Source organism: Saccharothrix sp. DSM 118769, from assembly GCF_052936295.1.
The window spans coordinates 9,647,118-9,660,056 of the sequence record NZ_CP193627.1; the positions used below are offsets into that span (position 1 = coordinate 9,647,118).

10 protein-coding genes are annotated in these 12,939 nt (G+C 72.5%); 6 read left to right on the forward strand and 4 right to left on the reverse strand.

What is annotated here, in order from left to right:
- Window positions 1–39: 39 nt before the first annotated feature.
- Window positions 40–3,177: a BTAD domain-containing putative transcriptional regulator gene (locus ACRAKJ_RS41600; protein ID WP_438925907.1), complete on the reverse strand. Its 3,138-nt coding sequence runs from the start codon at window positions 3,175–3,177 to the stop codon at window positions 40–42.
- 420 nt (window positions 3,178–3,597) lie between these two features.
- Here ACRAKJ_RS41600 and ACRAKJ_RS41605 point away from each other — a divergent pair, with 420 nt between their 5' ends.
- The 4 genes from ACRAKJ_RS41605 to ACRAKJ_RS41620 are packed head-to-tail and all read left to right on the forward strand — an operon-like array spanning window position 3,598 to window position 6,761.
- Window positions 3,598–4,293 (forward strand): HIT domain-containing protein, encoded by a 696-nt coding sequence (locus ACRAKJ_RS41605; protein WP_438925908.1) that lies wholly within the window; start codon window positions 3,598–3,600, stop codon window positions 4,291–4,293.
- Window positions 4,294–4,297: 4 nt separating this feature from the next.
- Window positions 4,298–5,374 carry a thiamine-phosphate kinase gene (gene thiL / locus ACRAKJ_RS41610; RefSeq protein WP_438925909.1) on the forward strand — a complete coding sequence of 359 codons (1,077 nt, stop codon included), beginning with the start codon at window positions 4,298–4,300 and terminating at the stop codon, window positions 5,372–5,374.
- Window positions 5,371–6,138 (forward strand): hypothetical protein, encoded by a 768-nt coding sequence (locus ACRAKJ_RS41615; RefSeq protein WP_438925910.1) that lies wholly within the window; start codon window positions 5,371–5,373, stop codon window positions 6,136–6,138. Before thiL ends, ACRAKJ_RS41615 begins: the two co-directional genes overlap by 4 nt.
- On the forward strand, window positions 6,135–6,761 hold the full coding sequence (locus ACRAKJ_RS41620) for a methyltransferase domain-containing protein (RefSeq protein WP_438925911.1): 627 nt from the start codon (window positions 6,135–6,137) through the stop codon (window positions 6,759–6,761). The genes ACRAKJ_RS41615 and ACRAKJ_RS41620 overlap by 4 nt, the downstream gene beginning before the upstream one ends.
- On the opposite strand, the gene ACRAKJ_RS41625 is transcribed toward ACRAKJ_RS41620, so the two are convergent.
- Complete coding sequence (locus ACRAKJ_RS41625) at window positions 6,758–7,162, reverse strand: HIT domain-containing protein (protein WP_438925912.1); 405 nt, start codon at window positions 7,160–7,162, stop codon at window positions 6,758–6,760. The genes ACRAKJ_RS41620 and ACRAKJ_RS41625 overlap by 4 nt on opposite strands.
- A 200-nt stretch (window positions 7,163–7,362) precedes the next feature.
- Window positions 7,363–8,037 (reverse strand): (d)CMP kinase, encoded by a 675-nt coding sequence (gene cmk / locus ACRAKJ_RS41630; protein ID WP_438925913.1) that lies wholly within the window; start codon window positions 8,035–8,037, stop codon window positions 7,363–7,365.
- A 230-nt stretch (window positions 8,038–8,267) separates the two neighbouring features.
- Between cmk and ACRAKJ_RS41635 the strand changes: the two genes are divergently transcribed.
- A complete protein-coding gene (locus ACRAKJ_RS41635; RefSeq protein ID WP_438925914.1) occupies window positions 8,268–8,825 on the forward strand; it encodes a TetR/AcrR family transcriptional regulator C-terminal ligand-binding domain-containing protein in 558 nt (185 codons plus the stop codon).
- Window positions 8,826–8,850: 25 nt separating this feature from the next.
- The gene (locus ACRAKJ_RS41640) at window positions 8,851–9,690 is read left to right on the forward strand and encodes an exonuclease domain-containing protein (RefSeq protein ID WP_447008840.1); all 840 of its coding nucleotides are present in this window, start codon (window positions 8,851–8,853) and stop codon (window positions 9,688–9,690) included.
- Between the two features lie 77 nt (window positions 9,691–9,767).
- Here ACRAKJ_RS41640 and ACRAKJ_RS41645 read toward each other — a convergent pair whose 3' ends face one another.
- Complete coding sequence (locus tag ACRAKJ_RS41645; RefSeq protein ID WP_447008841.1) at window positions 9,768–12,887, reverse strand: beta strand repeat-containing protein; 3,120 nt, start codon at window positions 12,885–12,887, stop codon at window positions 9,768–9,770.
- Window positions 12,888–12,939 lie beyond the last annotated feature (52 nt).

Sequence of the window (12,939 nt, forward strand, 5' to 3'; positions counted from 1 at the left end):
GGGCGGTCGGGGAACGCGGGCGGTCGGGGGCGCGGGCGGTCAGGGGGTCAGGGCGTCCTCGGCCAGTTCGCGCCAGTCCGCCCGCGCGCCCTCCAGGGTGACCTCGGTGAACCGCGCGTCGCCGAGGTCGCGGCGCACCGCCGCCTCGACCCGGACCGCGTCCGGGTGGGAGCGGTCCGGCAGGCCGCGCACGCCGGCGCTCGCCGCGAGCAGCCGGGCGGCCTGCTCGGGCCGCTCCCGGCGCAGCGCCAGGTCCGCGATCCCGACGAGCACCCGCGCGACCAGGACCGGGTGCCGGGCCTCGGCCGCCGCGCGGAAGGCCGCCGCGCGGTGGTCGCGGACCTCGTCCAGCCCGTCGGCGAGGTAGCCGAGCAGGTCGTGCGCCATCGCGCGGATGTTCGGCTGCTCGGCGTCGTCGCCCAGCGCCGCCGTGGCGACGGCGAACTGCCGGCGCGCCTCCTCGGCGTCACCGCTCCAGCGGGCCAGCTCCGCCTTCAGCAGGGCCAGTTCGACGACCGTCTGCGGCCAGGCGGTCCGGTCCGCGTGCCGCTGCGTCTCCACCATGGCCGCCGCGCTCGCCCGCGCGTCGCCCAGCAGCCAGTACAGCTGGGCCTGCCGCGACCGCATCCGCACGACGTCCTCCAGCGCGCCGAGCTCGGTGACGACCGCGATCGCCTGCTCGTAGTGCTCGCACGCGGCGGCGAACCCGCCGCGCACGGCGATCCGGTCGGCCAGCTCGGCCAGGGCGAACGAGATCCCCCACCGCTCGCCGATCGCGCGGAACTCGGCGAGCGCCGCTTCGAGGTGCGCGTCCGCCTCCCGCCCGTCGTGGCCGAGCACGATCCGCAGCTTGCCCAGGTGCAACCGGGCGAGGGCGCGCACCCAGGGGTCGTCGTCGACGAGCAGCGCTTCGAACGCGGGCAGGAACGCGTCCTGGCCGTGCAGCATGCTCTCCAGCGGGCCGATGAACCGCACCGCCGGGTGCGGGCTCGTCACCCGCAGGCTGATCTCGTGGGCCTTGCGGATCCACTCCTCGGCCCAGAACTGGTCGCCCGGCCCGGAGGTCACGAACGACACGATGAACGCGTACACCACGACCCGCGTCCCGTCGGGCACCTCGCCGGGCACGGCGGTGGCCGCCATGATCAGCTCGTTGCCCTCGGCCTTGCGCCCGCCGAGCCACCAGTACCAGGCGGCGGCGGCCGCGAGCCGCATCGCCCCGTGCGCCTCGCCCGCCGCGAGGGCCCCCCGCATCGCGGCGACGACGTTGTCGTGCTCGCCCTCCAGCGCGGCGAGCCACTCCAGCTGCTCGGCGCGGCGGAGGTGCGGTTCGGCGGCCTCGACGAACCCGGTGAAGTGCGCGAGGTGCGCGCGGCGCACCGACTCCGCCTCGCCGGCCTCCGCGAGCCGGTGCGCGGCGTACTCCTCGATGGTGCCGAGCAGCCGGTAGCGCGGGGCCGCGTCGCCCTCGGTGACCACCAGCGACTTCTCGGTCAGGGCGGTGAGCAGTTCGAGCACCTGCCGCGGTTCGACGTCGTCGCCCGCGCACACCCGCTCGGCCGCCTCCAGGCTCGCGCCACCGGAGAACGCCGAGAGCCTGCGCAGGACCACCCGCTCGGCGTCGTTGAGCAGCTCCCAGCTCCAGTCGATCACCGCGCGCAGCGTCCGGTGGCGGGGCAGCGCGGTGCGGCTGCCGCCGGTCAGCAGGCGGAACCGGTCGTCGAGGCGGTGGGCGAGCTGGTCGAGGGACATGGTGCGCAACCGGGCCGCGGCCAGTTCGATGGCCAGCGGCATCCCGTCCAAGGCGCGGCAGACGCGCGCCATGGTGGACAGCGCGGCGTCGTCGACCGCGAGGTCCTTGCGCACCGCGCCGGCCCGTTCGCGCAGCAGCCGGACGGCGGGTGAGGACCCGATCGCGTCGGCGTCGGCGTCCACCGGGGGCAGGGCCAGCGGCTCGACCGGCCACAGCGCCTCGCCGGTGATGCCCAGCGGTTCCCTGCTGGTCGCGAGGACGCGCAGCCGCCGGCACTCCCCGAGCACGCGGTGGGCGAACTTCGCCGCCGCCTCGATCACGTGCTCGCAGTTGTCCAGGACCAGCAGCGCCTCCCGCTCGCGCAGCGCGGCGACGACCCGGTCCGCCGGGTCGGCCTCCACCGCGCCGCCGAGCACCCCGTCCCGCAGGCGGAGCACGGCCAGCACGGACTGCGCCACGTCACCGCCCGCGACGACGGGCGCCAGCTCCACCAGCCAGACCCCGTCCGGCAGGTCGTCGAGCAGCGTGCGGGCGGTCTCCGCGGCCAGCCTGGTCTTGCCCGAGCCGCCCGGCCCGATCAGGGTGGTGAGCCGGTGCCCGGTGACGAGCCCGCGGACCGCGGCGACGTCGGCGTCCTTGCCGACGTAGCTGGTCAGCTCGGCGCGCAGGTTCGTCCCGCGGCTCTCCTCCCGCCGGCCCACCTCGCCCCGCAGCAGCGCGACGTGCAGCGCGGACAGCTCCGGCGAGGGGTCGACGCCCAGCGCGTCGGCGAGGGCCTCCCGGGTGCGCTGGTAGACCTCCAGCGCCTCGGTGCTCCGGCCGGCCGCGCCGAGGGCGCGCATCAGCGCGGCGACCAGCCGCTCCCGCAGCGGGTGCGCGGCCACCAGCCCGGTCAGCTCGGCGACCGGCTCCGCGCCGAGGCCGAGCCGGACCTCCGCCTCGAAGCGGTCCTCCAGCGCGGTCAGGCGCAGCCCGTCGAGCCGGGTGACCGCCGCGTCGAACGCCGCGCTGTCCGACAGCCCGACGTCCTCCAGGGCCGCGCCGCGCCACAGGCCGAGCGCCTCGCGCAGCAGTTCCGCCCGCCGGGGCTCCCCGCCGGTGCGGGCCCGGGTGACGAGGCGTTCGAACCGCACGGCGTCCACGGAGTCGGGCTCCACCGCCAACCGGTAGCCGCCCGCCTGCCCGTCGACCACCCCGTCCGGCAGCACCCGGCGCAACCGGGAGGCCAGGCGTTGCAGGGCGTTCGCCGCGTCGGACGGCGGGCGCCCGCCCCAGATCCAGTCGACCAGCGTCGCCCTCGGCACCACTCGGCCGGGCTCCAGCGCGAGGGCCGCCAGCAGCGCGCGCAACCGCGCGCCGGGCACCTCCGCCGGGACCCCGTCGTCCGCGCGCACCTCGAACGGTCCGAGCATCCCGATCTGCACCCGGCGATTCTGCCGCAGGCGGTCCGGCCGTAGGTCCGGCATCGACGAACAGGAACAGCCGCGGGAGGTGGGATGGCCGATGAAGTCGTGGCCGCTGCTCCCGGGCAGGCGGTGCACCCCGCGGTCCCGGACCGGCCGTCGGTGCATCGGCAAGCGCCGACGCCCACCACAGGTCATTCGGCGAACGCGCTGCGGGAAGCCGCATTTATCGGTTTCACCCGAGCAAAAGATTCACCGCGCCCAGGAATCATCGAGCTCCCGATGTCGTTTTCGATCGACACCCGGAGATGCCCGCACAACTGCGGACGTGCACCTGCCTCGTCCGAGCTAACCTCGACAGAGAAGCGTGGGACCGCGTGTTCCGCACGCAAAATGCAGCTTGCGTCGAGCCGTACCGGGCAGCAGACGACAGGGGGGACCATGATCAGCACCGTGCAGTGCACGGGAGCCGATTTCTGCGAGGAGATCTCAGGCGCGGTCGACACGTCCTTCAACCGGTTCTACGAGGGAAACCCGCCTTCTCGCCGAATCTATTCGTCCGAGAAGTTCACGTTGCTCGCCGACATGTCACCACTCGCGGTCGGCCACCTGCTGTTGCTGCCGAAAAAACACTACCTGTCCTTCGCCCAGGTCTTTCGCGGGCACCCGGGCGAAACCGAGAGCCTGGTCGGGCAGGTGACGCGCCTGTACGCCGAGACCTTCCGCGAACCGCTCGTCATGGAGCACGGGTCCACGGCGAACCACGAGAGCCACGCCTGCATCACCCACGCGCACCTCCACTTCCTCCCCGTCGACGGGGACGCCGTGGACGAACTGATGATCGCCGACGGACTCCGCCACCTGGACCTGCCCTCGCCGGCAGCCCTGGGCAGACCCCCCTGGCCGGACTCGGCTTACTTCCTGCGCCTGTACGGGGGGCACTGCCGCGTGTACCTCCCCACGGCGGGGCAGCGGAGGCAGTACCTGCGTTCGGTGGCCGGTACGACGCTGTCGATCGACGACCCCGAATGGGACTACGCCGTCGTCATGCGCAAGGAAGCCCTCCGGTCGACGATGCGGACGGTCGAACACTGGCCCGAACGCCTCGGATCGCCCGATGCGACCCCGAAGGACTGACGACGTGCCGCAGGACAACGTTTTCTCGGACGAGCCGACCAGACTGGCAAATACTGTCGTCAGAATTTTCAGCAATCAGGTCGACGCTTTTTCCCCGGTCGTCCGGCTCGACCGGAGCAAGGTCGAACTGATCGCCGGCGCGGACGCCCAGGACGACTGTGCGATATTCCGGTTCAGCGGGGAACACGATTTGGTCGTCGGCTCCGACTACGTACGCGGACCCAAGTTCCGTTTGTATGAAATGGGTTACCTGGACGAGTACGACCTCGGGTACTACCTGGCCTCCGCGAACATCAGCGACATAGCCGCGATGGGCGCTCACCCCATCGGCCTGCTCTCCGTGGTGCGCTACCCGCCCGACATGACCGACAGTGTTTTCGGCCGTGTGCTGGAGGGCATCCGCGATGCCTGCGCGCTGTCCGGCTGCCAGAACGTGGGCGGCGACGTCGGCGGCGCCGAACGCCTCATCCTGTCCGCCTCGGCCCTGGGCGTCTGCCCTTCGGGCGGTTCCCTGCTCCGGTCGGGCGGAAAACCCGGGGACGTCGTGTGCCTCACAGCTCCCACAGGACTGGCGGGCGCGGCCATGGCCTACCTGCGAGCGGGTGTACCCGACTCCGCCATCGACTCGGACCACCTCGCCGGCATGCTCGCGAACTGGAAGCGCCCGACACCTCGGGTCGAGGAGGGCTTGGCGCTGAGCGGCAGTGGCGTCGTGACGAGTTGCCAGGACACCTCGGACGGCCTGAAAGCCACCCTGGAGGCCATCGCGGAGGCCGCTGGTGTCGGCATCACCGTGCACCAGCGCGACCTGCCCGTGCCGGACGCGGTGAACGCCGTGGCCGCGCACCTCGGGCTCGACCCGCTGACGTTGTCCATGGGGGACTCGGTCGACTTCGAACTGGTCTTCACCGTCCCCGCGGAGCACGTCGACGCCCTGTCCGACCAGCTCCGCTTCCACCGGATCGGCGTGGTGACCGAAGACCGGGACGTCGCCCTGGTGCGTACCGACGGAACGCGCACGAGCCTGCCGGGCAGGGCTTGGCGACATTCCCCGAACGAGTCGGGCGACCGCAGTACGTGAGGAGGGCAACGGCCAAGACCATCGACAAGGCGGTACTGCTCTCGGCGACGCTGTGCCTGGCCGGCAAGGCGTACGACGTGCCCTCGAAGCAGTTCTGGACCGCTGTGCTGGACAACCGCCCCTACCTGCTGCTCGTGCTCCTCGGCATCGCCGGCGTCTTCGGTGCGCTGACACCGTTCGAGAGCCGGCAGTCGCGTTCCGCGGCGAACCGCGACGTGGTCATGCGGCGCCGCGTCCTCTCGACGTTCGGCACGTTGCTCGTGATCAGCCAGGAAGTGCGGCCGCCGCTGCCGATGGGGGATCTGGCCATGCACTTCTGGCGCAAGCGCAGGACCCTGCGACACCCGGTGCGCGGTGTGCTCAAGCGGGTCGCCACCTACCGGATGTCGAGCTACCCGGCGACGCGCAAGTTCCACCCCACGCGGGGGGTTGGTGCGGTCGGCTTGTGCTGGCAGCTCGACCGCGAGATCGAGTTCGACGTAGCGCCGCTGGTCGCGCAGCTCACCGACCGCGAGAAGTTCGACGAGCACGTCGCGAGGTTCGGGGCGGCTTCCGTGATGAACCTGTCGTGGAAGACCTTCCAGGAGGTGAAGCACCGCACCGCACTGTTCGCCACCCCGATCAGGAACGGCCGCAACAAGTTCATCGGCTGCATCAGCGTGGACGCCAGTCGCGGTCACGGGGTCCTCCACCGACGTGAACTGCTGGAGGAGATGAGCAACCTCGGCATCGCCATCGGACGGGAGAACTTCGAGTGCACGTGAGGCCGGACACGGCGAGGGGCATCGCGCGGTCGACCCGCCGGATCTACAACGAGCGCGCCGACGAGTACGCCACGACGACGGGCCACCTCGACCAGTTCCCCGGCCTCGCCCTCGAACTGGACAGGTTCATCGACGCGGTCCCGCGCGACGGTCTCGTGCTCGACCTCGGTTGCGGCGTCGGCCGTGACTCCGAGTACCTGACCGCGCGGGGTGCCACCGTGATCGCCGGCGACCTGAGCGAACGCATGCTGGAGATGACCCGTTCCCGGTGCGACGCCGTCGAGGTCGTGCAACTCGACCTGCTGTCGCTGCCGTTCCGAGGTGGGGTGTTCGGCGGGGTCTGGGCCTGCGCGAGCGTGCTCCACCTGCCGCGCCGCCACCACCTCGAGGTCTTCCGCGAACTCGGCCGGGTTCTCGGGCCGGGAGGTGCGGTCTCGATCAGTTTCAAGGAGGGGGAGGCGGAGGGGTGGATGGACGGCGGTCGCCTGTCGCTCCAGCGGTGGTTCTCACTGCGCACCCGCGCGTCCGTCGTCTCCGAACTCCAGGTCGCGGGCTTCGGGTCCGTGCGGTCCACGTCGAGCCGTCGCGGCACCTGGTTCATCGTGGACGCGGTCAAGCGCTAGGAGCCCCACTCATCCGGGTCGGTGCCGGGCAGCACGTGCCGGACACCCCCTCGGGGATCGGCCACGTCGTCGCGGTAGCGCGGGATCAGGTGGATGTGCAGGTGGTCGATGGTGCGGCCCGCGGCGCGTCCCTCGTTGACGCCGATCGTGTAGCCGTCCGGGTGGTAACTCCGGTCGAGGAGCCGCCGCGCCTCCTTGATCAGTGCGTAGACCTCGGCGGCCTCCTCGGCGGTGAGGTCGAAGTAGCTCTCCACGTGCCGTTTCGGCACGACCTCCACGTGTCCCTCGGCTGCCGGGTAGTTGTCCCGGCGCACGTAGCACAACTCGCCGTCCACCAGCAGGTCGTTGATCGACGTGTCGTCGAAGCTGCAGAACAGGCAATCAGCCCCCCTGGTAGCCACTGCTCCGACTTCTCGTACCGCTGCTGATCGCCGCATCACACTCCTCGCTCTACATGTAGCCCACCGATCAGTGCTCAGGCCGTACCGACCTGATCAAGGTAGCGCGCCCTCACCGGTCGGGAGAGCAACCTCCTCCATTCGGATGCACGCCTTCCGATTGTCATGACGGTCGCGTCGTCACACCGGTATATCGCCGCCGATCATGGAATCGGCACACCGCGGCTTTTGCACACCGAGGCCATGCGGTCCACCACCTGCCCGAGCGTGAGTTCGGTGGTGTCGATCATGAGCGCGTCCCGGGCCGGCACCAGCGGCGATGCCGCGCGAGCCATGTCGATCCGATCGCGACGGATCACGTCCTGGAGCACCTCGTCGTACGACCCCGCACGCTCCTGGGCGACCCGGCGCGCGGCCCTCGCCTCGGGGGCCGCGGTCAAGTAGAACTTCACGGGTGCCGCCGGGAAGATGACCGTACCGACGTCCCTGCCTTCCACCACGCATTTCGCCTGGGAAGTGGCCCACAGCCGCACGAGTTCCGTGATCCGACGACGGAGATCGGCGATCTTGGCGACCGCCGAGACCGCGACGTTGACCGATCCGGAGCGCAATGAACTCGACGAGTACCGACCGTCCGCCAGGAGGCTCGTCGTGCGACTCTTCTCGATCAGGTCGTCGCACAACGTCACCACCGCATGTTGATCATCAGTGGGAATTCCACGTTGCAGAGCTTCGAAGGCGACGATACGATAGGTCCGGCCACTTTCGAGGTACGTGAGACCGAAAATTTCGGCCAGCGCCAGGCAGGTAGAGGTTTTACCAGCGGCAGCCGGCCCGTCCACCGCGACGACAACCGGTCCGACACCATCGGTGAACATTCATTCCCCTAGCAAGCAAATGCGCTTCTACCGAAGGACAGCGGTTAGGGCGCAGAGATTACCAGCACACAATTCGCACATCGTCCGCATTTTTGCGGTGCGCTGAATGGCGCCTGAATGGCATTAGCGTGTTTCCCCAGCACAGCCGGCGTGTCTCACCCTGCAGAGTTGGCCAGATTCATCCAAATGAGACGCGTGTGACGGGACGTGAGGACCCCTACGATCGTGGGATGCCACCTGACGCGGCGCGGCGCAGCGACCGGTCCAGGCGGGCCATCCTGGTGGCCGCGTTGGAGCTGGTCGAGGCGGTCGGGTACGCGCGGTTGACGATCGAGGCGGTGGCGTCCCGGGCGGGGGTCGGGAAGCAGACGATCTACCGGTGGTGGCCGTCGAAGGGGCCGCTGCTGTTCGACGCGTTCGTCGAGCTGGTGCCCGCCGTGCCGGACGCGGTGATCACGCACGACCTCGTGGGCGACCTGGTGGTCGAGCTGCGGGACGCGGTGGTGGAGCTGGAGGACCGGCGGTTCGACCAGGTGTGCCGCGCGCTGGTGCACGAGGCGCGGACCGACCTGGTGACGCTGCTGCTGATGCCCCGGCGGGTGGTGCTGGAGGAGCGGCTGCGGGTGGCGCGGCGGGCGGGCGAGGTGCGGGTCGACGCGGACCTGGAGGCGGTGGCCGAGCTGCTGCTGGGGGCGCTGTACCAGCGGTGGCTGCTGCGCAGCGGGCCGTTGACGCGGGAGTACGCCGACTCGGTGGTGGCGCTGGTGGTGCGGGCGCTGCGGGCCTGACCGGGGTCGGTAGGGTGCGCCGGTCATGGGGTACGCGGTGGTCGACGTGGAGACGACCGGGTTCGCCGCGCGGCGCGCGGACCGGGTCGTCGAGGTCGCGGTGGTGCGGGTCGACGACGGCGGCCGGATCACCGACGAGTGGTGCACGCTGGTCAACCCCGGCCGCGACCTGGGGCCGCAGCACGTGCACCGGATCAGCGCGGCGGACGTGTGGCACGCGCCGTCGTTCGCCGAGGTGGCGGGCGCACTCGCGGAGCGGTTGGCCGGGCGGGTCGTGGTGGCGCACAACCTGGCGTTCGACGCGCGGTTCCTGGCCGCGGAGTTCGCCCGCGCCGGGGTGGACGTCGAGGTCGACGGGCTGTGCACGATGCGGCTGGCCGGCGGTCGCCGGTCGTTGGCGGCGTGCTGCGCGGCGGCGGGGATCGAACCGGGGACGGCGCACTCCGCGCTGGACGACGCGCGGGCGACGGCGCTGCTGTTCGCCGCGCAGCTCGCGGACCCGGCCGCGTTCCCGCTCCCGGGGCGGTTCCCGGGGCCGTTCCCGGACCTGGGGCTGACCGCGGCGGTCGCCGAGGTGCGGCGGGGCGTGGCCGCGGGCGCGTCGGTGACGCCGGTGCCGGTGACGCTCGCCCGGGGTGACGCGGTGGTGTTCACCGGGCAGACGCGCACGCCGCGCGACGTGTGGCTGGACCGCGCGGCGTCGTCCGGCCTGGTCGGCCGGGGCTGGGTGACGAGGTCGACGCGGGTGCTGGTGGCGGCCGACCCGTTCACGCTGTCGGGCAAGGCGCGGCGGGCGCGCGCCTACCGGGTGCCGATCGTGTCCGAGGACGACTTCACCGCGATGCTCGGCGCCCTGACCCGCTGACGCGGCCCGGAAAGGGCTCGGCCCCCGACACCGGTGCGGTGTCGGGGGCCGAGCGCGGGGGGTGTGCTCGTCCTGCCTCAGATGCGGGGCAGCACGGTGGTGTCCTCCAGCGCGCCGAACACGGTCAGCGCGTCCAGGCCGGCCAGCGCCGGGGCCTGGGTGCGCTCGACGCGCGGCAGGCCCGGCAGGGCCACGTCCTGGAGCGGGTTGACGTCCAGGCCGCTCAGCGACGCCGGCGGGAGGGCCGGGGTCGTGGTGCGCGGCTGGGCGACGCCCGGCACCGGCACGACGAACGGCAGGGCGATCGGGGCGGCCACGGGCAGGGTCGGCATGCTGCGGCCCGCGCCCGGCAGGGTGGCCCCGACCGGCAGGGTCTCCACCAGCGCCGGCAGCTCCCGGGTCTCGTCCAGGCCCAGGACGTCGCCGGACACCGGCAGCTGACCGGCGAAGGAACGCTCGTCGGCCGTGCCGGGCAGGACCTCGACGACCCTGGGCAGCTCGCGGGTGACCGCGGAGAGCTGGTCGGTGGGCAGCTCGGTGCGCGGGACGCGGGTCTTCACGGCCGGCACGTCGCGGGCGGGGCCGATCTTCGACACGCCCTGGACCAGCAGGCCGCGCAGCTCGTGCGGGGTGGAGGCGCGCAGCGCCCACCGGGAGTCGGACAGCAGGGCCAGCACGTCCAGGTTCGGCAGTTCGGTCGCGCCCATCAGGCTGTCGACGCCGACCGGGAGCTGGACGCCCTGCTCCGCGCTCCGCGCGGTCTCGTGGCGCTGCTCACCGGTCAGCACCCGGCTGCGGTCCGTGGTGCTGGTCTCCGCCTGGCCCATCACGTCGAGCGGCACGCCGAAGAAGCGGGCCGCGGCGCGGCCGGGCAGCTCCAGGTCGTGCGCGCTGCCGGAACCGCGACCGGAGGTGTCGGTGGTCCCGCCCGAGCGGCTCTCCACCACGCTGTCGGTGGTGGTCTTCGCGATGCCGAGCGCGGAGACCGAGTCACCGTGCACCGCCGGCTCCGCGCCGAGGGGGGCGGTGAGCAGGTTGCCGGACCAGGAGCTGTCCTCGGCCGAGGTCAGGTGACGACCGCCGGCGGCCAGGTCGGAGCCGCTGTCCACGTCGGACCGGCCGTTGCCCGCGACCGAGGCCGCGTCGCCGAACACCTGGAGCGGCACGGTCGGCTGGGCGCCGACGCCGTTGCCCGACAGGGACGCGTCGTCACCGGAGGTGTAGACGTCGCCGCCGGAGAACGACCCGAACTCGTTGCGGCTCTCCGAGTCGACGTTGCTGCCGGCGCCGATCGCGCTGCCGAACACCTGCGGCGAGGACGCCTCGGGCACGGACAGCACGTTGCCGGACAGGGAGCCCTCGTCGCCGGTCGTCACGGCCGTGCCGCCCGAGCGGGAGTCGAGCTTGTTCGTCGTGTCCGAGGAGCCGTTGCCGACGCCGACGACCGAGTCGCCGAACACCTGGGCGGGGTTGGAGGTGGGCACGTGCACGATGTTGCCGGACGCCGAACCGTGCTTGCCGTTGGCCTTGGGCGGGTTGCCCAGGTCGATCTCGGTGTCGCTGTCGGTGCGGGACGTCGGGTTGGCGACCGCGCCGCCCGAGTTGCCGAACACCTGGCCGCCGGCGGCGGTCGGGGCGGAGATGACGTTGCTCGACACCGTGCCGTTGTCGTCGTGGCTGTCGGCCACGGCGCCGGAGCGGATGGTCTTGCGCTCCGAGGAGTTGCCGGCCGACGAGCCGGCCGCGCCGACGCCGTTGCCGAACGCCTCGGCGGGCGCGCCGATCGGCACCTGGCCGATGTTGCCCGAGCCGACCGCGTCGTTGCCGGTCGACCCGTTGCGGCCGCCCGCGTCCGCGGTGACCTCGTTGTCGCACTCGGAGCCGGCGATGCCGCCGCCCGCCAGGCTGTTGCCGCACAGGTCGACCGCGCCCGCCGGGGGCAGGTTGGCCGAGTTCGCCGACAGCACCGAGCGGTCGCCGTCGGTGTACGTGTCGCCGCCCGCGGTCGCCTCGGCGTCGTTGGCGTGCCGCGACGAGCTGTTGCCGACGCCCGCCAGCGAGTTGCCCGCGCCCGACGTGGGCAGGGCGATCGGGACGTCGGCGAAGTTGCCCGACAGCACGCCGTCCTGGGCCGAGCTGACGCTGTTGCCGCCGGCCTCGGAGCGGTTGGCCGACGAGCTGGTGACGTCGGAGTTGCCGACGCCGGCGAACGCGTTGTTCGCGCCCGACACGGGGCCCGCCAGGGACGGCTGGACCACGTTGCCGGCGAGCGTGCCGTCGTTGCCCGAGGTGGTGGACCACTTCTCGTAGCCCTGCTCGACCTCGGTGTCGCCCGCCTTGGCGGACGCGCTGTTCTCGGCCTGGGCGTCCGCGTTGCCCGCGGCGCCGACGCCGTTGCCGCTGACCGCGACCACGGGCGCCAGCGGCGCGCCGAGGACGTTGCCGCCGGCGGTGCCGCGGTCGCCGGAGGTGCGCAGCACACCCGGCGCGGCGGCGTCGTTGGACGCGGCCGAGCGGCTGTGCGAGTTGCCGCCGGCGGCGAACGCGTTGTTGGTCACCTGGACCGGCGCGGCGGCCTGGGCGGCCGCGACGTTGCCCGACAGCGAGCCGTGGCGGCCGGACGTGGTGACGTCCCCGCCGGCGGTGGCGTCCTGCGCGGTGGTGCTGCGGGTCTCGGCGTTCGCCAGGCCCGCGACGGCGTTGCCGCTGACCTGCGGGGAGACGGCGGCGGCGAGCGACGCGACGTTGCCCGAGAACGCCCCGTAGGAACCGTCGGTCCTGATGTCGCCCGTGCTGTCGACGGACTTGGCGCAGTCGCCCTCGGTGTAGGCGTCGCCGCCCGCGGCGACGGCGTTGCCGCACACGCCGACCGGCACGACGACGTCGGCGTCGGCGGTGTTGCCGCGGGTGATGCCCGCGGTCTCGACGCCCTGGACGCGCTCCTGCACGTCCTGGACGCGCTCCTGCACGGCGCGGAGCAGCGGGTTGGCGGGCGCCGCGATGCGGCCCGCCGGGGTGCCCGACACGCTCGGCGTGCCGATCTCGCGGTGCACGGTCGGCAGGTCGCGGTTGCCGACCGGGGTGCCCAGGTTGTTGTGGTCGACGTCGACCGGGACGCGGACCTTCGCGTCGAGGGGGTTCGGGGGAGCGTCGGGGTTGACGTTCTCCTGGGCTGAAGCGATGCCGGTACCGAGCATCAGCAAACCACCAGTGACAAGTGCGGTCTGAAGACCGCGCTTGGCCCAGGTT